Source organism: Pseudomonas sp. SJZ103 (genome assembly GCF_007828335.1).
Taxonomy (GTDB): domain Bacteria; phylum Pseudomonadota; class Gammaproteobacteria; order Pseudomonadales; family Pseudomonadaceae; genus Aquipseudomonas.
Window position 1 is genome coordinate 77,219 of record NZ_VIUN01000011.1, and the last position, 23,536, is coordinate 100,754.

The following is a 23,536-nucleotide window of genomic DNA, read 5'->3' on the forward strand; positions in this document are numbered from 1 at the left end:
ATGCCCCTCACCGTCAAAGGCCCGCGAAAGCTCTTCACCCGCTATTCGATCAGCGTGTTGTCGGGGGTGCTGCCGATCCTGCTGGGTGTGACCATCCTGTATTGGCAAGCTGAACGCACCCTTGAACAAAGCACAGCGCAAACCGCCCAGGAGGCCGTACGTCAATTCGACCTGATGCTCGACAATACCGCCCTCGCCGCCCAGGCCTTGCTGCCACTGGCCGGACAGCCGTGTGACAGTGGCGTGCAACTGGCGCTGCGTGAACAGGTCACGCGCCGGCCGTTCGTACGGGCGACGACCTTGTCCTGGCAAAAAAACATCTATTGCAGCTCCCTGTTCGGCAGTCACTACGAGTCACCGGTGAACCCGGATGACTATGTCGATGGCCGCCTGTGGTTGATGAACGGCAACCCGGTTACACCGGATACCGCGTTGCTGGTCTACCGATTGGTCGACGGGGACAAAGCCGCGTTTGCCTCAATCGACGGCTATCACCTGACCAACGCCCTGCGCCTGATCAGCCGCTATGCGCAGCTTGTGCTGCAAGTCGGGCCTCACTGGCTCGGCGCCGATGGCAACGTGCACGACACCGCAGTCCCGGTATTTGCCGTAGCCCATCATCACCTGGCATCCGAGCGCTATCACTACAGCGTCGACGCCGGCATGCCGGCCGGTGAAGTGTGGCGCTATATGCAGGCACGTTACCCCGCGCTGTTCAGCCTGGTAGTGTTCTTTGGCGTACTCGCGGGCCTGCTTGCGCACTGGCTGCAAAAGCGTTCCTCGGCGCCTACCCATGAGCTGCGGCGGGCGCTGGGGGCCAACGAGTTCATCCCGTACTTCCAGCCGGTGGTGCGCGGCGACACCCGCGAATGGGCCGGCTGCGAAGTGCTGATGCGCTGGCAGCACCCCAAGGAAGGTCTCGTCCGACCCGATCTGTTTATCCCGCTGGCCGAACATTCAGGCCTGATTGTGCCGATGACCCGTGCCCTGCTGCGCCAGACCGCTGCCCAACTGGCGCCCCATGCGACGCGGTTCAGCCCGGGTTTCCATATCGGCGTGAATATCACCGCGCGCCATTGCCACGACCTTGCACTGGTAGAGGACTGCCGTGAATTTCTCGCCGCCTTCACGCCAGGCCAGGTGACCTTGGTGCTGGAGTTGACCGAGCGCGAGTTGATCGAGCCCACGGATACTACCCGTCGACTGTTCGACGCCCTGCATCAACTGGGCGTGATGATTGCCATCGATGACTTTGGTACCGGCCATTCCAGCCTGGGTTATTTGCGCAACTTCAATGTGGACTATCTGAAGATCGACCAGAGTTTTGTCGCCATGATCGGTGCCGATGCACTATCGCGGCATATTCTGGACAGCATCATCGAATTATCCGGCAAGCTGGACCTGGGCATCGTTGCAGAAGGTGTAGAGACCGCCGAGCAGTGCGAATACCTGGCCGCTCATGGTGTGCATTTTCTCCAGGGCTATCTGTTTGGAAAGCCATTACCCAGCGATGAATTCATTAAAAACCTAGTCAGCCATTGAATAGCCATGCACTAGCGGCGTTGAAATAATGTTAATAAGACAAAAGACATGATTTACTCGTGGCGGATTAACTACTACAATTTTTCTTGCCTGTGCAGAACTCGCAGGACGACTTCTTCTGTGAGTCGCCTTAACGCTATTGGCTTATAGCTTTGTCTGTAGTTGACATCAGCCAAATACACTATTGGAGTACAGATTTTGTCCAGACTCGCCGAATTTCGCGCAGCAGAAAAAGCCCTTCAAGAGCAGCTTGCCCAGCTGGAGTCCCTGAAGAACGACGCCGGCCTGAAGAAAGAAATCGAATTCGAAGAAAAGCTTCAAGGACTGATGAAAACCTACGGCAAAGGCCTGCGCGACATCATCCTGATCCTTGATCCAAACCCGGGCAAGACCAGCGCTGCCGCCGCCAGCGCACCAAAACAGCGCCGTGCGCGCGTAGTCAAGGTTTACCACAATCCGCACACTGGCGAACTGATCGAAACCAAGGGCGGTAACCACCGCGGCCTCAAAGCCTGGAAAGAACAGTATGGCGCCGCCACTGTAGATTCCTGGCTTCGCGGCTGATCACCACGTACTAACAAAGAGCCCCGCACATGCGGGGCTTTTTTATTCAAGGGTTCGAAACCGAACTTAAATAACATTTCACTTTGTTCAGAATCGACGGGTGAAACGCACTTAAAGTTTGAGGCCAGCGCGCACCGAACTGACTTCATCCTTGCTTGCTTGGTAAGCGTCGGCTTGACCCGCGTATGAAAAAACATACGCTTTATCGGTATCAACCGCGCCTACCAATGTTTGTGAAAGCACGTGCCGTCCATTGTCAGTAATCACACACGTAGTTTCTACGGCCTCAAGACGACTCAGTGTTGTCGAGTGCATCTTGCTGCACACACTTTGGTAGCCGCCTTGGGCAAAATCTTTCTGGATGGACTTGCGCATCTCCAGCAATACGCCCTGAAGGTTAACGTTATGCCCAGCCTCGATCGGCGTCCCCGTCAACTCCATCACCATCACTGTGTTGCCATTTTCATCGTTCTTGATCGCACGCTGCCGCGAAACCGGCTGCGGCGTGGCTGGCGCGTCGCCGTCGGGTACCACCTCCTCGACCTGCCAGCCGCTGGGCCAATGAATTTCCGGCTCGCCCGCCCATACCCAAGGGCTGGACAACAGCAAACACAGAGCGCTCAACAGCGGTAAACGACATTCGATCATTGCAAAAGACACCCAAGGTTCAAGCGACAAAGTGTGAGCCCCGCCACCGGCTGGTCGCAAGACCTACGCGTGCTTTTTCATTTGGCGCGGCAGGCGGGCCTTGCGTATCATGGTCCGGCTGCACGGACGCCAGCTGCAAGCCAAGGGAACGCTCCTCTCACCTGGAGCCGCGTTTGCCCCATTTTTTTCTGGAGGGCCCATGAGCCTGCACGAACTGAACACCTTCCCGGGCGTCACCGCCCAACCTGACACCGCCACCTCGAACTTCGTGTTCAACCACACCATGCTGCGGGTCAAGGACATCACCAAGTCCCTGGACTTCTACACCCGTGTCCTGGGTTTTTCCCTGGTTGAAAAGCGCGACTTCCCGGAAGCCGAATTCAGCCTGTACTTCCTGGCCCTGGTGGACAAATCCCAGATCCCGGCCGACGCCGCCGCGCGCACCCAATGGATGAAGTCAATTCCAGGCATCCTGGAACTGACCCACAACCACGGCACCGAAAACGATGCCGACTTCGCCTATCACAACGGCAACACCGATCCGCGTGGTTTTGGTCATATCTGCATCTCGGTGCCCGATATTGTCGCTGCGTGTGAACGCTTCGAAGCATTGGGCTGCGATTTCCAGAAACGCCTGACCGATGGCCGCATGAAAAGCCTGGCGTTCATCAAGGACCCGGATGCGTACTGGGTTGAGATTATTCAGCCAGCGCCGCTGTAAGTTTCTAACACACAACAAAAAACCCCATGATCACTCATGGGGTTTTTCGTTTCCGGGCCTGGACTTACGCCGGAGCGGAGGTCCGGATCAAGTGATCGAAAGCACTCAGGGAAGCCTTGGCGCCCTCGCCTACCGCAATCACGATCTGCTTGTACGGCACGGTCGTCACGTCACCGGCAGCGAATACCCCTGGCAGTGAAGTCTCGCCACGGGCATCGACAATGATCTCGCCACGCGGGGTCAATTCCACAGTGCCTTTAAGCCAGTCGGTGTTGGGCAGCAAGCCGATCTGTACAAAGATGCCTTCCAGGTCGATGGTCTTGAACTCGCCAGTATCGCGGTCCTTGTAGGCCAGGCCGGTGACCTTCTGCCCGTCGCCTTTGACTTCACTGGTCAGCGCGCTGGTGATCACATCAACGTTAGGCAGGCTGTACAGCTTGCGCTGCAATACCGCGTCGGCGCGCAACTTGCTGTCGAACTCCAGCAAGGTCACATGGCTGACGATACCGGCCAGGTCGATGGCCGCTTCAACGCCGGAGTTACCGCCGCCGATTACCGCCACACGCTTGCCCTTGAACAACGGACCATCGCAGTGCGGGCAGAAGCACACGCCCTTGGCCTTGTATTCCTGCTCGCCGGGCACACCCATTTCGCGCCAGCGGGCGCCGGTGGCCAGGATCACGGTCTTGGACTTGAGCGTCGCGCCGCTTTCAAAGCGAATTTCATGCAAGTCACCGGCGTTTTTCGCTGGGATCAGGCTGCTGGCGCGCTGCAGGTTCATGATGTCCACGTCGTACTGGCGTACGTGGGCTTCCAGGGCGCTGGCCAGTTTCGGCCCTTCGGTTTCCTGTACCGAGATAAAGTTCTCGATGGACATGGTGTCCAGCACCTGGCCGCCAAAGCGTTCGGCGGCAACACCGGTGCGAATACCTTTACGTGCGGCGTAGATGGCCGCTGCGGAACCGGCCGGGCCACCGCCGACGACAAGCACATCAAAGGCATCTTTGGCGCTGATTTTCTCGGCGGCTTTTTCAATGCCGCTGGTGTCGAGCTTGGCGAGGATTTCCTCCAGGCCCATGCGGCCCTGGCCGAAGTTCACGCCATTCAAGTAAACGCTCGGCACTGCCATGATCTGACGTTCGTCGACTTCAGCCTGGAACAGCGCGCCGTCGATGGCGACGTGGCGGATGTTCGGGTTGAGCACGGCCATCAGGTTCAGCGCCTGGACCACGTCCGGGCAGTTCTGGCAGGACAGCGAGAAGTACGTCTCGAAGCTGAACTCACCTTTAAGGGCGCGGATCTGTTCGATGACTTCGACACTGGCCTTCGACGGGTGGCCACCGACTTGCAGCAGGGCCAGCACCAACGAAGTGAATTCATGGCCCATGGGGATGCCGGCGAAACGCAGGCTGATATCGGCACCCGGGCGGTTGATGGAGAACGATGGCTTGCGCGCATCATCACCATCGGTTTTCAGGGTAATCAGCGTGGTGAGGCTGGTTACGTCCTGCAAAAGGGCAAGCATTTCCTGGGATTTCGCGCCGTCGTCGAGGGAGGCGACGATCTCGATCGGCTGGGTGACCCGTTCCAGGTATGACTTCAACTGAGCTTTAAGATTGGCGTCCAACATACGGGCGATTTCCTATTAATTCGGTTTATTGCAGACAAAAAAACGCCCGAGCGACTCTCGCCCGGGCGTTTTGAGGGCGGATGCAGCTTACTTAAGTGCGGAGTTCCGCCCTTGAGACGTCTTCACAGACTTAGATCTTGCCGACCAGGTCCAGGGACGGAGCCAGAGTAGCCTCGCCTTCTTTCCACTTGGCTGGGCACACTTCGCCTGGGTGGGCAGCTACGTATTGAGCGGCCTTGATTTTGCGCAGCAGCTCGGAAGCGTCACGGCCAACACCGCCGTCGTTCAGTTCAACGATCTTGATCTGACCTTCCGGGTTGATCACGAAGGTACCGCGGTCAGCCAGGCCAGCTTCTTCGATCAGTACGTCGAAGTTTCGGGAGATGGTCAGGGTCGGGTCGCCGATCATGGTGTACTGGATTTTACCGATGGCTGGCGAAGTGTTGTGCCAGGCAGCGTGGGCAAAGTGGGTGTCGGTGGAAACGCTGTAGATTTCGACGCCCAGTTTCTGGAATTCGGCGTAGTTGTCAGCCAGGTCTTCCAGCTCGGTTGGGCAAACGAAGGTGAAGTCGGCTGGGTAGAAGAACACTACCGACCATTTGCCTTTCAGGTCAGCGTCGGTCACATCTACGAAGTTGCCGTTTTTGTATGCAGTCGCTTTGAACGGTTTTACTTGGCTGTTGATGATAGGCATCGTTGACTCTCCGTCAGGGGTTAAGAAGTTGATGAAGTGAATCCTACCCACTCTCTCGGCGGATGGCTCATTGGCAAACCTGATGCTGACGATTGGTTTTCCCTATCAGGTGACGGTATTAATAGAAGAAATCTCAAAGCAGCGGTTGAGTGGCCAATGTCATGCCGAGAAAGGGCGTTGCTTCAACATAGCGCATGGCGGATTTCATGTCGCTCCAGCCGACGTAACTCATCAGCGACTTCAAGTCCCAGCCGCTGCGATGAGCCCAGGTGGCAAAACCCCGGCGCAACGAGTGGCTGGTGTATTGCTCGGCGGCGATGCCCGCACGCTCAAGCGCCTGGCGCAGCAGCGGGATCACGCTGTTGGGGTGCAAGCCCTCCTCCCCCAGATTTCCCCAGCGGTCGATGCCCCGGAATACCGGACCGCGCACCAGGGCCGACGCGCTGAGCCATTCGCTGTAGGCCTGCACCGGACATAGGCGCAGCAACGCCGGGGTGTGATAGGTCTTGCCGAGGTTGTCGCGGTCACTTTTGCTGCGCGGCAGATACAGGCTGATGCCGGCACCGGGTGTGGCCTGCACGTGTTCGATACTTAATCGGCACAACTCATCGCTACGAAAACCGCGCCAGAAGCCCAGCAGGATGAGCGCAGTGTCACGCTTGGCGCGCAGCAATCGCGGTGGATCCTGCGCCTCACTGGCCTCTCGCGCTTCAGCCTCAAGGGAGGCCACCACCTGCTCCAGATGCCTGAGCTGCAATGGCTCGGCCTGCTTCTCCTGCGCCGGGTGCACGGCGCGAATCCCCTTGAGCACCTTGCGCACCACCGGCGCTTTCGTCGGGTCGGGAAAGCCCTGGCTGGTATGCCATTGCGCCAGTGCCGAGAGCCGCAGCTTCAGGGTGTTGACCGCCAGCACACCCGCATGCGCCACCAGATAACGCGCCACGCTGTCGCTGGTAGCCGGCAGAAATCCGCCCCAACTGACTTCGAAGTGTTCGATGGCCGCGCGATAGCTGCGGCGCGTGTTATCGCGGGTGGCGGCGTTGAGGTAACGATCCAGATCGCTCATGGGAGGCCTATTCGTACTGCTTGCAGACATATAAGCGTTCCAGACGCCAATGACACGGGATAATACGCCAATATCCCATCTGTTAAATCATGAATTTAAACGAATTTTTATTCGTGATATGGTATGTATATACATAATACATACCACAGTACTAAATCGACGGAGACCCCATGGCTCGCGGCGGCATTAATAAAGCAGTAGTTCAAACGGCACGCCTGGCGATCCTTGCCCGTGGCGAGAACCCCAGCATCGACGCGGTACGCATCGAGATGGGCAATACCGGCTCGAAAACCACGATCCACCGCTATTTGAAGGAGCTGGACGACAGCGAAGCCCGCCTGACCATCACCGAAGCCCCGATTGACGACGAGCTGGGTGAACTGGTTGCACGGTTGGCGCTGCGCTTGAAGGAGAAAGCTCAAGAGCCGATTGACCTGGCCCTGGCGCAGTTCGAACAGCAAAAAGCCGCCCTGCTCGCCCAGATCGAGGCGCTTGAAGAAGCTCACGCCGAACTCAAGCAGCAATTCGATATTCAAGCGGCCGCCCTGGCAGAAGAAAGCGCCGCCCTGCAAACCACCAATACCAGCCTGCAAACCGAGCAAACCCGCAACGCTGGGCTCAGCCAGGCCTGCAGTGATTACGAACTGCGGATCAGCGACAAGGACGAGCAGATTCGCTCGCTGGAAGAAAAGCACCTGCACGCCCGCGAGGCGCTGGAGCACTACCGCAATGCGATCAAAGAGCAGCGCGAGCAGGAACAGCGGCGCCACGAAGGCCAGCTGCAGCAAGTACAGGCAGAACTACGCCAAGCCCAGCAAAGCGCAATGGTTCGCCAAGGTGAGATCACCCAGCTGCATCGCGACAATGAGCGCTTGCTGATCGAGCACCGAGTGACGACAAAGGAATTGGCTGCGCTGCTGGAAGAAACCCGCAAAGGCCAGGCCCAGCAACTGAAACTGAACGAACACGTGAACCAGATCGACAGCGAGCGCACCCTGCTTCAGGAACGCCTGCGGGTGGCCTTGCTTGAAAGCGAGTCACGCCAACAAGCGCTGGCTGAGCACGGGCACACCAACAAGCACCTGGAACTGGAGCTTATGAAGGCCCACGCCACTATCGAAGCGTTGCGCCTGGCGGCCGCCGTTGCAGCGACGCCAGAGGCAACACCACCCACCTGATCAGTCCGCCACAGGCGTGCGCATGGTGACGAACTCTTCCGCCGCCGTGGGATGCACGCCGATGGTTTCATCGAAGTGCTGCTTGGTCGCGCCCGCCTTGAGCGCGATCGCCAGGCCCTGGACGATCTCGCCCGCGTCCGGACCGACCATGTGGCAGCCCAACACCCTGTCGGTGTCGGCATCGACCACCAGCTTCATCAAGGTTTTTTCCTGGCACTCGGTCAAGGTCAGCTTCATCGGGCGGAAACGGCTTTCGAAGATCTGCAGCCGGTGCCCATTCTTCTTCGCCTCCTCCTCCGTCAGGCCGACCGTGCCGATATTCGGCAGGCTGAATACCGCTGTCGGGATCATTGCGTAATCCACCGGACGGTATTGCTCGGGCTTGAACAAGCGACGCGCTACTGCCATGCCTTCGGCAAGCGCCACCGGCGTCAGTTGCACACGGCCGATCACATCGCCGATTGCCAGGATCGACGCTTCGGTGGTCTCGTACTGGTCGTTCACCTGGACGAAACCTCGCTCATCCAGTTTGACGCCGGTATTTTCCAAGCCCAGGTTATCCAGCATCGGCCGCCGGCCGGTGGCATAGAACACGCAATCGGCCTCCAGCACGCGACCGTCTTTCAAGGTTGCCTTAAGGCTGCCATCGGCTTGTTTGTCGATACGTTCGATATCGGCATTAAATTGCAGGTCCAGGCCACGCTTGGTCAGTTCCTCTTTAAGGTGCGTGCGCACTGAACCATCAAAACCGCGCAAGAACAGATCGCCGCGATACAGCAACGAGGTTTGCGCGCCCAGCCCATGGAAAATCCCGGCGAACTCAACAGCGATATAACCGCCACCTACCACCAGCACACGCTTGGGCAACTCTTTGAGGAAGAACGCCTCATTGGAGCCTATCGCGTGCTCACGTCCCGGAATATCCGGAATCTGCGGCCAGCCCCCGGTAGCGATCAGGATGTGCTTGGCTGTAAAACGCTCGCCATTGATTTCCACCTGGTGCGGATCAACCAGGCGCGCATGGCCTTCATGCAGGGTCACGCCACTGTTGACCAACAGGTTGCGGTAGATGCCATTGAGGCGATTGATCTCGCGATCCTTGTTGGCGATCAGGGTCGCCCAATCAAAATTCGCTTCCCCCAGGGACCAGCCAAAGCCACTGGCTTGCTCGAAGTCCTCGGCAAAATGTGCGCCGTACACCAATAGTTTCTTCGGCACGCAGCCAACGTTTACGCAGGTGCCACCCAGGTAGCGACTTTCCGCCACGGCCACCTTGGCCCCAAAGCCTGCAGCAAAGCGCGCCGCGCGAACACCGCCGGAACCGGCGCCAATTACATACAGGTCAAAATCGTAGGCCATTTCATTCTCCTCGGCAGGACATCAGCATACCGACTTACATGGGGCTGAAAAACGAAAAAGCCACCCGAAGGTGGCTTTTCAAAGGCAGGTCAGCGTGAATCAGTAAGCTTTGCCTGTCTTGTAGAAGTGCTCGTAGCAGAAGTTGGTGGCTTCGATGTAGCCTTCGGCGCCACCGCAGTCAAAACGACGACCCTTAAACTTGTAGGCGATCACGCAACCGTCTTTGGCCTGCTTCAACAGGGCGTCGGTGATCTGGATCTCGCCACCCTTGCCTGGCTCGGTTTCTTCGATCAGCTTGAAGATGTCCGGAGTCAGAATGTAACGACCGATGATCGCCAGGTTAGACGGTGCATCTTCAGGCGCCGGTTTTTCAACCATGTCACGTACGCGGATCAGACCATCACCAATGTCGTCACCGGCAATCACGCCGTACTTGTTGGTCTCTTGAGGATCAACCTCTTGAACCGCAACGATGGTGCAACGGTATTTCTGGTACAGCTTGACCATCTGGGTCAGTACGCCGTCGCCTTCCAGGTTCACACACAAGTCGTCCGCGAGTACGACGGCGAACGGCTCGTCACCAATCAACGGGCGGCCGGTCAGGATGGCGTGGCCCAGACCTTTCATTTGGGTCTGACGGGTGTAGGAGAACGAGCACTCGTCCAGCAGCTTGCGGATGCCGACCAGGTATTTTTCCTTGTCGGTGCCCTTGATTTGGTTTTCCAGCTCGTAGCTGATGTCGAAATGGTCTTCCAGTGCGCGCTTACCGCGACCGGTGACGATAGAGATTTCGTTCAAACCGGCATCCAGTGCCTCTTCGACGCCGTACTGAATCAGTGGCTTGTTTACCACCGGCAGCATCTCTTTGGGCATGGCCTTGGTCGCTGGCAAGAAGCGAGTGCCGTAACCGGCTGCTGGGAACAAGCATTTCTTGATCATATAAGTCCTTACAAAGGGCTGTGCGTACGGAGTTCGGCGCAGTCTAATCAGGCCGCAGTCACCTTACAATGGGTTCTGCTGGCGTTGCGATGTCATCATAGAGAAAAAATGTCGGCGTAAGTTCCGCTGATCTTACAAAGAGCGACTCTGCCGTCACGGTAAAAAAAACCGTTTCCTCATTTTTAAAGGGGCTGCAACCCTTTTAGCACGCTTTTCAGCCCAGAACACTGACCTGGAATAACTTGCGCGGCATTGGGACATTTGGCGCTATCATTACGCCCTTGAATCAGACCACGAGATTGTTAATAGATGTCAGAACCAAAAGGCGTGAACGGCTACCTGATCACCAAGCGAGCGGACGGCTGGCACCTGATCAACTTCCACGGAGACAGCGTCGCGGGCGTGTTCGAGAGCGAAAGCATGGCGATCGCGGTCGCCGAAGTATTTGTGGATGAAGCGGGCCACGCATCGAGCAAAAGGCCGAAGGGCAAGTAAGCCAGCAGGCCTGTGCAAAAAGCCCCGAACCAGGGGCTTTTTTGGGTTTTGCCTGTACCTAGATGGCAGTTCGCTATAATCTTTCAAAAACGCCCCACGACAGTGTCAGCGCCCCTCCCACACCCTCGACGACGAACACACATGAACAAATTTCTGGCACTGACTGCGGTACTGGCACTTGCCGGCTGCACCACCACTTCCGATGTCTACCTCAAAAACGGCGAGCAAGGCCTGACCATCGACTGTTCAGGTGAAGCCAACTCCTGGGCCAGTTGCTACGAAAAAGCCGATGCCTCCTGCGCAGGCACCGGATATCGCATTGTCGGCACCGAGGGCACGCCATCGCTGAAAGAAAGCGACAAGACCCTGGGCCAGGATGTGGGCAACTACAAAAGTCGCAGTGTGGTGGTGGTCTGCAAGTAACCCCGAGGGTTATAGGTGGATCTCGGCAAATTTGATGCCCAGCTCCCGAAGGATCTCGCTGAGTTCGTCAAGACTGGCAAAGGACTCGACTTCATCCTGATCATCCACCAGAAAAAAGCTGCGACCGCCGCTTTTCTTGAAGAAGACGATCCACTCGCCCAGATCGGCGGGGTTCTGGATGACATGGGTGGCCGAGATTTCACCCTCGGCATGACGGGCTTTGACGTGTTCACGCTTCATATCGGCTTTCCCCAGCGGCATCAACCGGAAATGCACTCTTCACCGGCCTTTTTCACGTCACCCGGGCGGATAGGCACGTTGGACATGCTCTCGTAGAGCTTGATGCTGCTACCGCTGGAGCGCTCTTCAATATCGAAAATTGCCGAAGGATCGGCGGAAAGTTTCTGCGGCACGATGACCTGGACACCGTCTTTATGCGGTTCAATCTGCGGCGGCCGACGGGTGGCCGACAATTTTCTTACCACACACGCGGCGTACTCCTGGGGTTTTTTCCCGGAGATGACGGCCAACGTCGGCGGGGTCTGCTTGATATCTGCAACCGAAGCACACCCACCTATCGCCAAGGCCAGAACCAACACACTCCACTTCATACAAATCCTCCATTAAAGACCCTACGACAGCGGAGATAGTAATTTTCTCCCGCCCACGTAGGATTTATCTCTTATAACTCGGTAAATAACTGTTTTAAATTGTCGACGCCGTTGAAGACGGGCCGATAATAAACGCGCTGGGGCTGATAAACTCCATCTTAACCTACGTATCATTCTGATTTTTCAGAAAAAGCCCTTCTGGAGACACCCTCATGAAATTTATCCACCAGCGCGAGCACCTCAACGAGGGGGACATTGTCGTCATCGAATGCTCGCAGACTTGTAATATTCGCCTGATGAGTGACGCAAATTTTCGCAGTTTCAAGAATGGCGGCCGCCACACGTACCACGGCGGCGCGTTCGACAAGTTCCCCGCCAAGATCACTGCACCCAGCACCGGGTTCTGGAATATCACCCTGGACGTGGTGACACGCCGCGCAATCAGCGTCACGCGCAAGCCTGCGTTGTCCCACAAGATTCGCATCGTACGTCGCACCAGCACCAAGCTGAGCTGACTCGAACAGCCACAGGAAATCACCGTGACCACCACTACCAAATACGTGATCAAGTACAAGCTCAATGGCGAACGCCGCTTTGAGTTCGCCCAACTTACCACCAACAGCGTAGAAGAGGCCCTGCAAGCCCTGGCGAAAATCCACGATACCAGCGATGAAATCACCGACATCAACGTGAGCAAGGCGCTGTAAGGCAATGCCCGGGCCCACAGATGACTTGTTCGCCGATGACGCCCTGCAACAACCAGCAGCACGTGAGCAGATCGGCGAACAGTCCTACGTGCTTAGGGGATATGCCCTGCCCTGGATTGAGCGCCTTCTACCAGAACTGCGCCGTGTGCTGGCGCAATCGCCGTTTCGGCAAATGGTTACGCCCGGTGGCTTTACCATGTCGGCAGCCTTGAGCAGTTGCGGCGCGCTGGGCTGGACCAGCGACACCAGCGGCTACCGCTATACGCCCCTGGACCCTCGCACCCGGCAGCCCTGGCCAGCGCTGCCGGACACCTTGCGCCAACTGGCCATAGAAGCCGCAGCAGACGCCGGGTTTGTCGACTTTGCCCCCGACGCCTGCTTGATCAATCGTTATGTTCCGGGCGCGAAAATGTCCTTGCACCAGGACAAGAATGAACGTCGCTACAGCGAGCCCGTCGTGTCGATATCCCTTGGACTGCCGGCAGTTTTCCTGTTTGGTGGTCACGCGCGTAGTGACAAGACCCGCAAGGTCTCGCTGTTCCATGGTGATGTGGTGGTCTGGGGCGGGGTCGATCGGCTGCGCTTTCATGGGGTGACGCCGATCAAGGAAGGCGTGCACCCGATCATGGGCCCGCAACGTATCAACCTCACTTTTCGCACCGCCGGCTGATTTGACCGCAAGCTTCGGAGTGCCAGGCCACTGCGGCACGGCTAATCTGGCCAGGATCCGTCAAGAGTGCCAACTATGACTACCGAACAAGATCTGCGCTGGGCTGCGATTCTTGCCCGCGATCCGAAAGCCGACGGGCTGTTCGTCTACGGCGTAAAAACCACTGGTGTGTATTGCCGCCCGAGCAGCGCCTCGCGATTGCCCCGCCCGGAAAATATCGAGTTTTTCGACACCCCGGCACAGGCCGAGGCCGCCGGTTATCGCGCCAGTAAACGCGCAGCCGGTGACCAGACGCAGCTGGCTGCGCAGCATGCGCAATTGGTGGCTGACGCGTGCCGGCAGATCGAACACGCCGACACCGCGCCCAGCCTCAACACGCTGGCGAGCCGGGCCGGACTGAGCCCGTTCCATTTCCACCGCGTGTTCAAAGGCGTGACCGGCCTGACGCCCAAGGGTTACGCCAGCGCCCATCGCTCACGCAAGGTGCGCCAGGGGCTCAAGGGCCCGCATTCGGTAACCGATGCGCTGTATGAAGCCGGCTTCAATTCCAACAGCCGCTTTTATGAGTCGGCCAACCAATTGCTCGGCATGACGCCCAGCGACTACAAGGCCGGCGGCACCAACAACCAAATTCTATTTGCCGTCGGGCAATGCTCGTTGGGTGCGATCCTGGTGGCGCAGAGTGCCCGTGGTGTGTGCGCGATTCTATTGGGGGATGACCCGGACAAACTGGTGCGCGACCTGCAGGACCAATTCCCCAAGGCCAACCTCGTGGGCGCCGACCGTCGTTTCGAACAGCTGATCGCCCAAGTGGTGGGGTTTATCGAGGCTCCCGCCCTGGGCCTGGACCTGCCGCTGGACCTGCGCGGCACGGCGTTTCAGGAGCGGGTATGGCAGGCCTTGCGCGAAATCCCGGTGGGCAGCACGGCCAGCTACGCGCAGATCGCCCAGCGTATCGGCGCACCCACGTCTTTTCGCGCGGTGGCCCAAGCCTGCGGAGCGAACAGCCTGGCGGTGGCGATTCCCTGTCATCGGGTGGTGCGCAGCAATGGTGATTTATCCGGCTATCGCTGGGGGGTTGAGCGCAAGCGGCAGCTGCTCGATCGCGAAAAAGACCACTGACGCGCACGAAAGGCCCACCTCGTCCAGTGAATAAAACAGACTGGCCGGGTGCCAGGTACCCTGCTAAAACAGCGAAAAAACCGACTGACGCTGGAGACGCATCCCATGAGCACCTGGCCAGACACCCGCATTCTCGACCTGCTCGGCATCGACGTGCCTATCATCCAGGCGCCGATGGCCGGTGCCACGACCGCCGCCATGGTCATCGCCGCCAACGAGGCGGGCGCCCTGGGATCGATGCCGGCGGCCACACTGAGCATCGAGCAACTGCGCGCCGCGCTGACCAGCATTCGCCAGGCAAGTACGCGCCCCATCAACGTCAACTTCTTTTGCCACCAGCCCCCTGCCGCCGACGAAGAACGTGATCGACGCTGGAAGGCTCTGCTGGAGCCCTACTACCGCGAACTGGGTGCCGATTTTGAGGCGCCAACGCCGGTTTCCGATCGCGCACCGTTCAACGACGCGGCTTGCCAGGTGGTTGAAGCGTTCCGGCCCGAGGTCGTCAGTTTTCACTTTGGCCTGCCGGAAAAATCCCTGCTGGATCGGGTAAAAGCCACCGGCGCCAAGGTGCTGTCGTCAGCCACCACCGTTGAAGAGGCGATCTGGCTGGAGCAGCACGGTTGCGACGCGATTATTGCCATGGGCATTGAAGCCGGGGGGCATCGCGGGATGTTCCTGAGCGACGACCTCAGCAGCCAGATAGGCCTGATGGCACTAGTGCCGCAGATCGTCGACGCGGTGACCGTACCAGTGATTGCGGCCGGTGGTATTGGCGATGCACGTGGCATCGTCGCAGCCTTGGCGTTGGGCGCTTCAGCGGTACAGATCGGGACGGCGTATCTGTTCACCCCCGAAGCCACGATCACAGCCTCCCATCACCATGCGCTGCGCCATGCACAGGCCAGCGAAACCGCCCTGACCAACCTATTCACCGGGCGCCCGGCACGGGGCATCATTAACCGGGCAATGCGTGAGCTGGGAGCGATCAACCTCACGGCACCCGCGTTTCCCAGGTCCGGCGGCGCATTAATACCGCTCAAGGCCAAGGACGAAGCAGGCTTCAGCAACCTGTGGTCCGGCCAGGCGCTACGCCTGGGTAAAGACACAAGCACCTATGAACTGACCCGCGAATTGGCCGAGCAGGCTTTAGCAAAGCTCAAATAGCGCCTTCACCTGCGGCAACTTTGCACTGTACCGGCAATGGCCAACCGCTATATATTCCCATACATAGCGGTTACATCTTCTACCTATAACAGGCCGTACAGTCCCCAAGGAGCTGCTTCATGAAGATTCACGCCTTACGCCTGACCATGCTGGCCGCCGCGTTCGCTGTCGGTTCGGCCCATGCCGATGAGGTCCAGGTAGCCGTAGCGGCCAACTTCACCGCACCGATCCAGGCGATTGCCGCCGACTTCGAAAAAGACACTGGCCATAAGCTGGTCGCGGCCTACGGCGCCACCGGGCAGTTCTACACCCAGATCAAGAACGGCGCGCCGTTCGAAGTATTCCTGAGTGCCGACGACACCACCCCGCAGAAACTCGAAAGCGAAGGCGACACCGTCAAAGGCTCGCGCTTCACCTATGCCGTGGGCACCCTGGCGCTGTGGTCGGCCAAGGAAGGCTATGTGGACGCCAAGGGTGAGGTCTTGAAGAGAAACGATTTCAAGCACCTGTCCATCGCCAACCCGAAAGCCGCGCCTTATGGCCTCGCCGCTACCCAGGTGCTGGCCAAGGAAGGGTTGACCGAGAAGGTCAAGGACAAGCTCGTCGAAGGCCAGAACATCACCCAGGCCTTTCAGTTTGTCTCCACCGGCAATGCCGAGTTGGGTTTCGTCGCCTTGTCGCAGATCTATAAAGACGGCAAAGTCACCAGCGGTTCGGCCTGGATCGTCCCTGCCACCCTGCACGACCCGATCAAACAAGACGCGGTGATCCTCAACAAGGGCAAAGACAGCGCCGCAGCCAAGGCCCTGGTCGAGTACCTCAAGGGGCCGAAAGCCGCTGCCGTTATCAAGTCCTACGGTTATGAGCTGGCCAAATAAATGCCCCTGTCGAGTGCCGATTTTTCCGCAATCTGGTTGACCCTCAAACTGGCGTCATTGACCACGGTGATCCTGCTGGTCATCGGCGCTCCGATCGCCTTGTGGCTGTCGCGCACCCGTTCATGGTGGCGCGGCCCTATCGGCGCGGTGGTGGCCCTGCCGTTGGTACTGCCGCCCACGGTAATCGGTTTCTACCTGCTGTTGACCATGGGGCCCCATGGCTACGTTGGCCAGTTCACCCAATGGCTCGGCCTGGGCACCCTCACCTTCAGCTTCGCCGGGCTGGTGATTGGTTCGGTGATCTATTCCATGCCGTTCGTGGTGCAGCCGTTGCAAAACGCCTTCTCCGCCATCGGCACTCGCCCATTGGAAGTGGCCGCGACCCTACGCGCCAATCCCTGGGACACCTTCTTCACCGTGATCCTGCCCCTGGCGCGCCCGGGATTTGTTACCGCGGCCATTCTGGGCTTTGCGCATACCGTCGGCGAATTCGGCGTGGTGCTGATGATCGGCGGCAATATCCCGGACAAAACCCGTGTGGTCTCGGTGCAGATCTACGATCACGTCGAAGCCATGGAGTATGCCCAGGCCCATTGGCTGGCGGGCGCCATGGTGGTATTCGCGTTCCTCGTGTTGCTGGCGCTCTACTCCAGCCGTAAAACCAAGATGGGCTGGAGCTGATGTCGATGATCAATGTGCGCCTGAACGTGAAGTACCCAGGCTTTGCCCTGGACGTGGACCTGCAGTTGCCCGGCCGTGGGGTGACTGCGCTGTACGGGCACTCGGGCTCCGGCAAGACCACCTGCCTGCGCTGCATCGCCGGGCTGGAGCGCGCCGAAGACGGGTTTATCCAGATCAACGATGAAGTCTGGCAAGACAGCCGCAACGGGCTATTCGTGCCGCCGCACAAGCGCGCGCTCGGCTACGTGTTCCAGGAGCCGAGCCTGTTCCCCCATCTGTCGGTGCGGGCCAACCTGGAGTTCGGTCTCAAACGCATCGCGCGCCCGCAACGCCGGGTGGATATGCTTCAGGCTACGGAGTTGCTGGGGATCGGCCATCTGCTTGAGCGTCACCCCCAACACTTGTCCGGCGGTGAACGCCAGCGTATCGGTATCGCCCGTGCCCTGCTCACCAGCCCAAAACTACTGTTGATGGATGAGCCCCTGGCCGCTCTCGACAGCAAGCGCAAAGGTGAAATCCTGCCCTACCTGGAACGCCTGCACGACGAACTGGACATCCCCATGCTGTACGTCAGCCATGCCCAGGATGAGGTGGCACGCCTGGCCGATCACATCGTGTTGCTCAGCGACGGCAAGGCGCTGGCCAGTGGTCCCATCGGCGAAACCCTGGCGCGGCTCGACCTGCCCCTGGCGTTGGGGGACGACGCGGGCGTGGTGATCAACGGCAGCGTCAGCGCCTACGACGATCACTACCAACTGCTCACGCTGCAACTGCCCGACAGTGCCCAGCATCTGCGCGTGGCCCATGCACCGCTGGCGTTGGGCAAGGCGTTGCGGGTCAAGGTACAGGCGCGCGACGTCAGCCTCAGCCTGCACGCCGGAGAGCACAGCAGCATCCTCAACCGCCTGCCGGTGACGGTTACCCAAGAGATTGCAGCGGATAACAGCGCCCATGTGCTCGTGCGCCTGGACGCGGATGGCACGCCGTTGCTGGCGCGTATCACGCGGTTCTCCCGTGACCAGTTGCAACTGCATCCCGGCCAATCGATGTGGGCACAAATCAAAGCGGTCGCTGTACTGGCGTAAGAAACCTTTTTGGCACGACCGCACACAGCTGCGGTCAATCAGGCATACCGGCCTGTTCTGCTTCCAAGGAAACCGCACCATGCCCGACTCCGCGCTGCCCGCCGACCTGCCCCGCGACCTGCATTACGTTGACGACACCCAGCCCGGCATCCGCCGCAAGAAGCTGCGCGGCAAATTCCAGTACTTCGACGCCAAGGGCGAGCGCATCCAGGACGCCGATGAGATCAAGCGCCTGAACGCCCTCGCCGTCCCTCCGGCCTATACCGACGTGTGGATCTGCGCCGACCCGCGCGGCCACCTGCAAGCCACCGGCCGCGACGCCCGTGGGCGCAAACAGTACCGCTATCACGCGCGCTGGCGCGAGGTGCGTGACAGTGACAAGTACGCTCGGCTGCAGGAATTCGGCAACGCCCTGCCGAAACTGCGCAGACAGCTGGAAGCGCAGATCGCCGAACCCGGCTTCACCCGCGAAAAAGTCCTGGCCACGGTGGTGATGCTGCTGGACGCCACGCTGATCCGTGTCGGCAATACCCAATATGCACGAGACAACAAATCCTACGGGCTGACCACCCTGCGCAACCGCCATGTGGATGTGAAAGGCAGCGAAATCCAGTTCCAGTTTCGCGGCAAGAGTGGCGTGGAGCACCAGGTCAGCGTCAAGGACCGGCGCCTGGCCACAGTGGTCAAGCGCTGCCTGGAGTTACCAGGGCAAAATCTTTTCCAGTACCTGGACGAGGACGGCGAGCGGCACACCGTCAGTTCCCATGACGTGAACGCCTACCTGCACGACCTTACCGGTGCCGACTTCACCGCCAAGGATTACCGCACCTGGGCTGGCACCGCCATGGCGCTGGCGGTGCTGCGGGAGTTGGAATGGCAACCGGAATCCGACGCCAAGCGACATGTGGTGGCGATGGTCAAGGATGTCGCCAAACAGTTGGGCAACACGCCCGCCGTGTGTCGCAAGTGTTATATCCACCCGGCCGTGCTGGAGCATTTCAGCCTGGGTGAATTGTCCAAGCTGCCCAAGCCACGGCTGCGCAAAGGCCTGAAGGCCGAGGAAGTCGCCTTGGCGATGTTCCTTGAGCAACTGGCCGCCGACTTGCCCCAGAAAGCCAAGGCGGGTTAGGCTCTGACTCCCTTCTGACTCCCGGGACGACCGCCGACGTGAACCACTAAGCCTTCCAAAATGTATCTGCAACAAGCCGCAAGGCGCGCTTGTTGGCCTGTTCGACATTTTTTTGGAGGTGCTGATGACTGACGTCAACCGGCTGCCCGTATTGGTTTCCCTGCAACACCTGTGCTTCGAGTTCGCCAACGGCGAGACCTTGCTGGACGACCTGAGCCTGTCCATCGACCACACACCCACCGGCATCGTGGGGCGCAATGGACGTGGCAAAAGTATCCTCGCCAAACTCATTGCCGGAGTGCTGCTACCCACCAGCGGCGCACTCGATTGCGCGGCCAGCGTGGCCTATGTGCCGCAGTACCTGGCGGTGACCGCAGGGGAAACCGTCACCCACATTGCCGGGGTCGCCGAGGCATTGGCGGCCCTTGAACGCATGGCCCGGGGCGAAGCGCAGGTCGACGACCTGGAGCTGATCGCCGATCGCTGGGACCTTGCCGATCGTTTGCGCCGGGCCCTGGATGCAGCAGGTCTGGAACAACTCGGCTTTGCAGCGCCGGCCGAGCGACTCAGTGGCGGCCAATTGGCTCGAGTCGCGATAATCGGTGCGCTGTTGGCCGCCCCCCAACTGCTGGTGCTGGATGAACCCACCAACCACCTCGACAGGGCTGGCCGCACCTGGTTACTGCGTGTGCTGAAGGATTGGCGCGGCGGCCTGGTGGTGGTCAGCCATGATCGGCAATTGCTCGACACCATGGGCCGCATCGTCGAACTATCGCCCCTCGGACCACAGGTGTATGGCGGTAACTACCAGGCTTATCGCACCCAACACGACGGGCAGCAACAGGCCGCCATCGCTGCGTTGGAACACGCTCGCCAGGCACGCAGCCGCGAACGTCGGCGCCTGCAAATGGACCACGATAACCTGCAACGTAACGCCGCCCAATCGCGCAAACACGCAGAGACCGCCAACGTGGACCGGTTTACCAGGGCTCGGTGGAAAAACGCCGCCACCGAGGTCGTCGACACACGGCACCGCGCGCACCTCGCCGACAAAGCCCGGTTGGATGACCAGGTGCGCCAGGCCTATGCGCGCGTCATCGATGAATCCCCCACCTTGTTGGCTTTGCCAGGCTCAGCGGTACCCAATGGCCGACAGGTGTTGGCCCTGGTCAATGCCCGGTTACCGTGGCTGGACCACCCAGCGCTCACCCTTAACCTGATGGGCCCGGTGCGCGTTGCCGTGCGTGGGCCAAACGGCTGCGGAAAATCCACCTTGCTCAAGCTGCTGGCAGGCCAATGGCAGCCGCTCAGCGGTGAATGCCACGTGTTTGTGCCCAGTGCCTATATCGATCAGCACCTGGCGCTGCTGGACGACCGGCGCTCCGTCGTCGAACAGCTCAACCTGCTCGACACACCACTGGCCGAAGCCGAACTGCGTACGCGCCTGGCGTTGCTGCAACTGGATGCCCTGCGGGTGACACAACCGGCCGCGCACCTCAGCGGCGGCGAGCGTTTGAAAGCCGCGATGGCGATTGCGCTGTGGCGTGAGACACCCGCGCAACTGCTGTTGCTCGACGAGCCCACCAACCACCTGGACCTGGAATCGGTGAACGCTTTCGAGCAGGCGTTGCGAGGTTTTACCGGGGCGATGGTGGCGGTCTCCCATGACGAAGCATTCGTTCAGGCGATCAAGCCGACTCACCTTTTGACGTGGGAGACTGAGGGTTGGCGCCTGGAGAGTGTCTGAGGTTATTGCGCGCGCAATCAAAGCGTCCTAGGGTAGTGGCCGGATAATCTCACCGAGGAAGCCGGCCCTATGTTGCCTTCGCCCCACAAGCCGTATGCCAACGCCGCACTGGCCCATCAAAAGCGCTGGCGGGGCCGCGTCGGCCTGATGCTGGTGGCCAGCCTTTCGGTATTGGCGGGCATGACTGACGCCATCGGCTTTATGGCCAGCGGCGACTTTGTTTCGTTCATGAGCGGCAACACCACGCGCCTGGCAGTGGCCATCAGTGTTGGGGATCTCGGCTTGACCGCACGCCTGCTGTTGCTGGTCGCCACATTCGTCGCCGGTAACGCCTTGGGTGTAGTGGTCAGCCGTCTCAGCCGGCGCCATGCCCTGCCCCTGCTGCTGTGTATTGCAACGTTGCTCTGCGGCGCAGCCTTGTTGCCCTTCGCCGATACATTGCCCGCGCTGCTGGCGGCGATTATCGCGATGGGCATGCTCAACGCAGCCGTGGAAGAGGTCAACGGCTTGCCGGTGGGTCTTACCTACGTCACTGGCGCGCTGTCACGCTTTGGGCGCGGACTGGGACGCTGGATGCTGGGGGAACGCCGTAACGGCTGGCGGGTGCAACTGATTCCGTGGGCGGGAATGTTTGTCGGCGCGGTGATCGGCGCGTTGCTGGAACAGCACATGGGGCTGAGGGCGCTGGTGGTCAGCGGTGTATTGGCGGGGGTGTTGGGGCTGGTGTCGCTGAAGATTCCCCGGCGCTGGCATTTGGGTTTTATGCCGCGATAAGGAACAAAGGTGCCCGCCCGACGGTTAGGCCTCGACGTCCGTGTACTGGTAAAGAGCCATTATGTCGGGCGGGCGGATTGAATCATAAGCGAATGTCCAACGGCTGTCCCGCCGGGCGTTTCCCAAAATGACTAAGGCAACGGACTACAGACAAGTCGCGAGTGCGGCCAAACGACGTTTGGCCGGCATCGTATCTTCAACGGCGTAGTACTTGACGGACGAACCGGCGCCGGCGCTTTGCACGTCGACGAAGTAATCGCCACCCGTGGTGTAGACGGTGAAGCCACCGGCGCCGTTCGGCTCTTTGAAGCCTCCGGCGTCGACGCCAAACACGCTTTCGTCCTGCCAGCCAAACTGAATGCACTCGGCAACCACCAGCGTGGCCTTGTCCGATGCCATGGCCTTGTACGGAGCACCCAAGCGCGCCTCGTTCATCTTCGATCCCGCGCAACCGGCCAGTGCTACCAATACCAATGCGCCCATTACCACCTTGTGCATGCCATTGCCTCGTTGGAAAAAACGCGACTGTACCATTGCCGCAAGGCTGACTGACGCCGCCATGAATTTTGTTTCACTGTGGAGCGAGAATGTGCCGCCTATAGTGGCCTGGCTCATTTTCAGAAGCCTTCCTTCTGCCCGCCCTCCCGCGGGCTTTTTTTCGCCTGCGCTTCAGAGCCACCAGCGAAACAGGTAGAACAGCGCCATGCTCAGCAGCACGGTAATCAATACGTTGCGCGTCCAGAACATCAGCGCCACCGCGCAGATACCTGCCAGAAAATACGGATTGGCCGGGCTGAGGTTGAGCTGGTGGTCGGCGAGGAAAATAATCGGCCCGCAGATCGCCGTGAGCATGCCCGGCACCGCAAACCCGAGAAACTCCCGTGCCCCACGGTTGAGGCGCACCGGCAGGCGCGGCTCGATAAACAAATAGCGGTTGAAAAAAACCACCAGGCCCATGGCCATAATCATCAGGTAAATCATCGCTGCCCAACCCCCAGCCGTTTGCAGAAAAACCCTGCGCTCATGCCCAGCACGCCCGACACCACCACGGCCGACTCCCAGTGCAGGAAGCTCAGCCATACGGAAAACAGCAGCGACACCGCCACGCAGACCACCGTCGGCACGTCGCGCACCACCGGGGTGATCAGCGCAATAAAGGTGGCGGCAATCGAGAACTCCAGGCCCAACTGATCGAGGCCGGGGATGCTTTTGCCCAGCACGATACCGGCCAGGGTGAACAGGTTCCAGATGATGTAAAACGTCAAGCCGACGCCCAGGGCATACCAGCGATTAAAGGTTTCGCGGTCATAGTGGCTGACCAGCGCAAAGAACTCATCGGTCATCAGAAAGCCCAGGCTGATGCGCCAGCGCGTCTTGAGCGGCGAAAGAATCGGGCGCAGGTGCATGCCATACAGCAGGTGTTGGGAGGTCAGCAGCAAGGTAGTCAGTACAATGGAAATAAGACTGGCGCCGCTCTTGACCATGCCAATGGCGACCAACTGCGCAGCGCCGGCAAACACAATAGCGGACAAGCCCTGGGCTTGCAGGGGTGTGAATTGCGCATCGATGGCCATGGAGCCGGCCAGCAGCCCCCAGGGCGCACAGGCCAGGGACAAGGGAATGACGGCGATTGCGCCGCGAGCGAACGCGTAATGAGGTAAGGCAGCAGGCATGGAAACGGCTCATCGACAGACAGTCGACAAGCATGC

28 protein-coding genes are annotated in these 23,536 nt (G+C 59.6%); 17 read left to right on the forward strand and 11 right to left on the reverse strand.

Going from position 1 to position 23,536, the window contains the following annotated elements:
- Positions 1-1,542, forward strand: a complete 1,542-nt coding sequence (locus tag FBY10_RS21815; RefSeq protein WP_145337798.1) for an EAL domain-containing protein — start codon at positions 1-3, stop codon at positions 1,540-1,542.
- Between the two features lie 198 nt (positions 1,543-1,740).
- Positions 1,741-2,106, forward strand: coding sequence for a histone-like nucleoid-structuring protein, MvaT/MvaU family (locus FBY10_RS21820; RefSeq protein ID WP_027606583.1), 366 nt, complete (start codon positions 1,741-1,743; stop codon positions 2,104-2,106).
- Between the two features lie 111 nt (positions 2,107-2,217).
- Here FBY10_RS21820 and FBY10_RS21825 read toward each other — a convergent pair whose 3' ends face one another.
- A complete protein-coding gene (locus tag FBY10_RS21825; RefSeq protein ID WP_145337797.1) occupies positions 2,218-2,754 on the reverse strand; it encodes a DUF4946 domain-containing protein in 537 nt (178 codons plus the stop codon).
- 199 nt (positions 2,755-2,953) lie between these two features.
- On the opposite strand from FBY10_RS21825, the gene gloA reads away from it, so the two are divergent.
- Positions 2,954-3,475, forward strand: a complete 522-nt coding sequence (gene gloA, locus FBY10_RS21830; RefSeq protein WP_053129696.1) for a lactoylglutathione lyase — start codon at positions 2,954-2,956, stop codon at positions 3,473-3,475.
- A gap of 64 nt (positions 3,476-3,539) precedes the next feature.
- Here gloA and ahpF read toward each other — a convergent pair whose 3' ends face one another.
- The 3 genes from ahpF to FBY10_RS21845 form a co-directional block, all read right to left on the reverse strand.
- Positions 3,540-5,105, reverse strand: coding sequence for an alkyl hydroperoxide reductase subunit F (ahpF, locus tag FBY10_RS21835; RefSeq protein ID WP_145337796.1), 1,566 nt, complete (start codon positions 5,103-5,105; stop codon positions 3,540-3,542).
- A gap of 130 nt (positions 5,106-5,235) precedes the next feature.
- On the reverse strand, positions 5,236-5,799 hold the full coding sequence (ahpC, locus tag FBY10_RS21840; protein WP_003173835.1) for an alkyl hydroperoxide reductase subunit C: 564 nt from the start codon (positions 5,797-5,799) through the stop codon (positions 5,236-5,238).
- 133 nt (positions 5,800-5,932) lie between these two features.
- On the reverse strand, positions 5,933-6,865 hold the full coding sequence (locus tag FBY10_RS21845) for a site-specific integrase (RefSeq protein ID WP_131696221.1): 933 nt from the start codon (positions 6,863-6,865) through the stop codon (positions 5,933-5,935).
- A 170-nt stretch (positions 6,866-7,035) separates the two neighbouring features.
- On the opposite strand from FBY10_RS21845, the gene FBY10_RS21850 reads away from it, so the two are divergent.
- Entirely contained in the window at positions 7,036-8,043 is a 1,008-nt protein-coding gene (locus FBY10_RS21850) for a DNA-binding protein (protein ID WP_145337795.1), read from the forward strand.
- On the opposite strand, the gene gorA is transcribed toward FBY10_RS21850, so the two are convergent.
- Together gorA and galU are read right to left on the reverse strand one after the other, a co-directional pair.
- Positions 8,044-9,402 carry a glutathione-disulfide reductase gene (gorA, locus tag FBY10_RS21855; RefSeq protein ID WP_145337794.1) on the reverse strand — a complete coding sequence of 453 codons (1,359 nt, stop codon included), beginning with the start codon at positions 9,400-9,402 and terminating at the stop codon, positions 8,044-8,046.
- 99 nt (positions 9,403-9,501) lie between these two features.
- Positions 9,502-10,341 carry a UTP--glucose-1-phosphate uridylyltransferase GalU gene (gene galU / locus FBY10_RS21860; RefSeq protein WP_003212579.1) on the reverse strand — a complete coding sequence of 280 codons (840 nt, stop codon included), beginning with the start codon at positions 10,339-10,341 and terminating at the stop codon, positions 9,502-9,504.
- Positions 10,342-10,650: 309 nt separating this feature from the next.
- Between galU and FBY10_RS21865 the strand changes: the two genes are divergently transcribed.
- The gene (locus FBY10_RS21865) at positions 10,651-10,836 is read left to right on the forward strand and encodes a hypothetical protein (protein ID WP_131696218.1); all 186 of its coding nucleotides are present in this window, start codon (positions 10,651-10,653) and stop codon (positions 10,834-10,836) included.
- A 141-nt stretch (positions 10,837-10,977) separates the two neighbouring features.
- Positions 10,978-11,259 carry a hypothetical protein gene (locus FBY10_RS21870; RefSeq protein ID WP_027606590.1) on the forward strand — a complete coding sequence of 94 codons (282 nt, stop codon included), beginning with the start codon at positions 10,978-10,980 and terminating at the stop codon, positions 11,257-11,259.
- 9 nt (positions 11,260-11,268) lie between these two features.
- Here the strand turns inward: FBY10_RS21870 and FBY10_RS21875 are convergent, their stop codons facing one another.
- Together FBY10_RS21875 and FBY10_RS21880 are read right to left on the reverse strand one after the other, a co-directional pair.
- A complete protein-coding gene (locus FBY10_RS21875; RefSeq protein WP_027606591.1) occupies positions 11,269-11,499 on the reverse strand; it encodes a hypothetical protein in 231 nt (76 codons plus the stop codon).
- A gap of 20 nt (positions 11,500-11,519) precedes the next feature.
- Entirely contained in the window at positions 11,520-11,870 is a 351-nt protein-coding gene (locus tag FBY10_RS21880; protein ID WP_131696217.1) for a hypothetical protein, read from the reverse strand.
- 212 nt (positions 11,871-12,082) lie between these two features.
- Here FBY10_RS21880 and FBY10_RS21885 point away from each other — a divergent pair, with 212 nt between their 5' ends.
- The 11 genes from FBY10_RS21885 (at position 12,083) to FBY10_RS21930 (ending at position 21,827) form a co-directional block, all read left to right on the forward strand.
- The gene (locus tag FBY10_RS21885; protein ID WP_003173824.1) at positions 12,083-12,385 is read left to right on the forward strand and encodes a DUF1883 domain-containing protein; all 303 of its coding nucleotides are present in this window, start codon (positions 12,083-12,085) and stop codon (positions 12,383-12,385) included.
- Between the two features lie 24 nt (positions 12,386-12,409).
- Positions 12,410-12,577, forward strand: coding sequence for a hypothetical protein (locus tag FBY10_RS31550; protein ID WP_167656289.1), 168 nt, complete (start codon positions 12,410-12,412; stop codon positions 12,575-12,577).
- A gap of 4 nt (positions 12,578-12,581) precedes the next feature.
- On the forward strand, positions 12,582-13,247 hold the full coding sequence (alkB, locus tag FBY10_RS21890; RefSeq protein ID WP_131696216.1) for a DNA oxidative demethylase AlkB: 666 nt from the start codon (positions 12,582-12,584) through the stop codon (positions 13,245-13,247).
- Positions 13,248-13,322: 75 nt separating this feature from the next.
- Positions 13,323-14,369: a bifunctional DNA-binding transcriptional regulator/O6-methylguanine-DNA methyltransferase Ada gene (gene ada, locus FBY10_RS21895; protein WP_131696215.1), complete on the forward strand. Its 1,047-nt coding sequence runs from the start codon at positions 13,323-13,325 to the stop codon at positions 14,367-14,369.
- 105 nt (positions 14,370-14,474) lie between these two features.
- Positions 14,475-15,533, forward strand: coding sequence for a nitronate monooxygenase family protein (locus FBY10_RS21900; protein WP_145337793.1), 1,059 nt, complete (start codon positions 14,475-14,477; stop codon positions 15,531-15,533).
- Between the two features lie 119 nt (positions 15,534-15,652).
- Positions 15,653-16,411: a molybdate ABC transporter substrate-binding protein gene (gene modA / locus FBY10_RS21905; protein WP_145337792.1), complete on the forward strand. Its 759-nt coding sequence runs from the start codon at positions 15,653-15,655 to the stop codon at positions 16,409-16,411.
- Entirely contained in the window at positions 16,412-17,092 is a 681-nt protein-coding gene (gene modB / locus FBY10_RS21910) for a molybdate ABC transporter permease subunit (protein WP_145337791.1), read from the forward strand.
- 5 nt (positions 17,093-17,097) lie between these two features.
- Positions 17,098-18,177, forward strand: a complete 1,080-nt coding sequence (gene modC / locus FBY10_RS21915) for a molybdenum ABC transporter ATP-binding protein (protein WP_131696641.1) — start codon at positions 17,098-17,100, stop codon at positions 18,175-18,177.
- 79 nt (positions 18,178-18,256) lie between these two features.
- Positions 18,257-19,306, forward strand: coding sequence for a DNA topoisomerase IB (locus tag FBY10_RS21920; RefSeq protein WP_131696211.1), 1,050 nt, complete (start codon positions 18,257-18,259; stop codon positions 19,304-19,306).
- 124 nt (positions 19,307-19,430) lie between these two features.
- The gene (locus FBY10_RS21925; RefSeq protein ID WP_145337790.1) at positions 19,431-21,053 is read left to right on the forward strand and encodes an ABC-F family ATP-binding cassette domain-containing protein; all 1,623 of its coding nucleotides are present in this window, start codon (positions 19,431-19,433) and stop codon (positions 21,051-21,053) included.
- Between the two features lie 69 nt (positions 21,054-21,122).
- Positions 21,123-21,827: a YoaK family protein gene (locus FBY10_RS21930; RefSeq protein WP_131696209.1), complete on the forward strand. Its 705-nt coding sequence runs from the start codon at positions 21,123-21,125 to the stop codon at positions 21,825-21,827.
- A gap of 144 nt (positions 21,828-21,971) precedes the next feature.
- Here FBY10_RS21930 and FBY10_RS21935 read toward each other — a convergent pair whose 3' ends face one another.
- The 3 genes from FBY10_RS21935 to FBY10_RS21945 all read right to left on the reverse strand — a co-directional run bounded on the left by FBY10_RS21935 (position 21,972) and on the right by FBY10_RS21945 (position 23,500).
- On the reverse strand, positions 21,972-22,325 hold the full coding sequence (locus FBY10_RS21935; RefSeq protein WP_131696208.1) for a hypothetical protein: 354 nt from the start codon (positions 22,323-22,325) through the stop codon (positions 21,972-21,974).
- A 171-nt stretch (positions 22,326-22,496) separates the two neighbouring features.
- The gene (locus tag FBY10_RS21940; RefSeq protein ID WP_145337789.1) at positions 22,497-22,808 is read right to left on the reverse strand and encodes an AzlD domain-containing protein; all 312 of its coding nucleotides are present in this window, start codon (positions 22,806-22,808) and stop codon (positions 22,497-22,499) included.
- Positions 22,805-23,500, reverse strand: coding sequence for an AzlC family ABC transporter permease (locus tag FBY10_RS21945; protein ID WP_131696206.1), 696 nt, complete (start codon positions 23,498-23,500; stop codon positions 22,805-22,807). The genes FBY10_RS21940 and FBY10_RS21945 overlap by 4 nt, the downstream gene beginning before the upstream one ends.
- Between the last annotated feature and the right edge of the window lie 36 nt (positions 23,501-23,536).

Coding starts and splice junctions, on each gene's coding strand:
- FBY10_RS21815 (WP_145337798.1), top strand. CDS start 1: ATGCCCCTCACCGTCAAAGGCCCGCGAAAGCTCTTCACCCGCTATTCG.
- FBY10_RS21825 (WP_145337797.1), bottom strand. CDS start 2,754: ATGATCGAATGTCGTTTACCGCTGTTGAGCGCTCTGTGTTTGCTGTTG.
- gloA (WP_053129696.1), top strand. CDS start 2,954: ATGAGCCTGCACGAACTGAACACCTTCCCGGGCGTCACCGCCCAACCT.
- ahpF (WP_145337796.1), bottom strand. CDS start 5,105: ATGTTGGACGCCAATCTTAAAGCTCAGTTGAAGTCATACCTGGAACGG.
- ahpC (WP_003173835.1), bottom strand. CDS start 5,799: ATGCCTATCATCAACAGCCAAGTAAAACCGTTCAAAGCGACTGCATAC.
- FBY10_RS21845 (WP_131696221.1), bottom strand. CDS start 6,865: ATGAGCGATCTGGATCGTTACCTCAACGCCGCCACCCGCGATAACACG.
- FBY10_RS21850 (WP_145337795.1), top strand. CDS start 7,036: ATGGCTCGCGGCGGCATTAATAAAGCAGTAGTTCAAACGGCACGCCTG.
- gorA (WP_145337794.1), bottom strand. CDS start 9,402: ATGGCCTACGATTTTGACCTGTATGTAATTGGCGCCGGTTCCGGCGGT.
- galU (WP_003212579.1), bottom strand. CDS start 10,341: ATGATCAAGAAATGCTTGTTCCCAGCAGCCGGTTACGGCACTCGCTTC.
- FBY10_RS21865 (WP_131696218.1), top strand. CDS start 10,651: ATGTCAGAACCAAAAGGCGTGAACGGCTACCTGATCACCAAGCGAGCG.
- FBY10_RS21870 (WP_027606590.1), top strand. CDS start 10,978: ATGAACAAATTTCTGGCACTGACTGCGGTACTGGCACTTGCCGGCTGC.
- FBY10_RS21875 (WP_027606591.1), bottom strand. CDS start 11,499: ATGAAGCGTGAACACGTCAAAGCCCGTCATGCCGAGGGTGAAATCTCG.
- FBY10_RS21880 (WP_131696217.1), bottom strand. CDS start 11,870: ATGAAGTGGAGTGTGTTGGTTCTGGCCTTGGCGATAGGTGGGTGTGCT.
- FBY10_RS21885 (WP_003173824.1), top strand. CDS start 12,083: ATGAAATTTATCCACCAGCGCGAGCACCTCAACGAGGGGGACATTGTC.
- alkB (WP_131696216.1), top strand. CDS start 12,582: ATGCCCGGGCCCACAGATGACTTGTTCGCCGATGACGCCCTGCAACAA.
- ada (WP_131696215.1), top strand. CDS start 13,323: ATGACTACCGAACAAGATCTGCGCTGGGCTGCGATTCTTGCCCGCGAT.
- FBY10_RS21900 (WP_145337793.1), top strand. CDS start 14,475: ATGAGCACCTGGCCAGACACCCGCATTCTCGACCTGCTCGGCATCGAC.
- modA (WP_145337792.1), top strand. CDS start 15,653: ATGAAGATTCACGCCTTACGCCTGACCATGCTGGCCGCCGCGTTCGCT.
- modB (WP_145337791.1), top strand. CDS start 16,412: ATGCCCCTGTCGAGTGCCGATTTTTCCGCAATCTGGTTGACCCTCAAA.
- modC (WP_131696641.1), top strand. CDS start 17,098: ATGATCAATGTGCGCCTGAACGTGAAGTACCCAGGCTTTGCCCTGGAC.
- FBY10_RS21920 (WP_131696211.1), top strand. CDS start 18,257: ATGCCCGACTCCGCGCTGCCCGCCGACCTGCCCCGCGACCTGCATTAC.
- FBY10_RS21925 (WP_145337790.1), top strand. CDS start 19,431: ATGACTGACGTCAACCGGCTGCCCGTATTGGTTTCCCTGCAACACCTG.
- FBY10_RS21930 (WP_131696209.1), top strand. CDS start 21,123: ATGTTGCCTTCGCCCCACAAGCCGTATGCCAACGCCGCACTGGCCCAT.
- FBY10_RS21935 (WP_131696208.1), bottom strand. CDS start 22,325: ATGCACAAGGTGGTAATGGGCGCATTGGTATTGGTAGCACTGGCCGGT.
- FBY10_RS21940 (WP_145337789.1), bottom strand. CDS start 22,808: ATGATTTACCTGATGATTATGGCCATGGGCCTGGTGGTTTTTTTCAAC.
- FBY10_RS21945 (WP_131696206.1), bottom strand. CDS start 23,500: ATGCCTGCTGCCTTACCTCATTACGCGTTCGCTCGCGGCGCAATCGCC.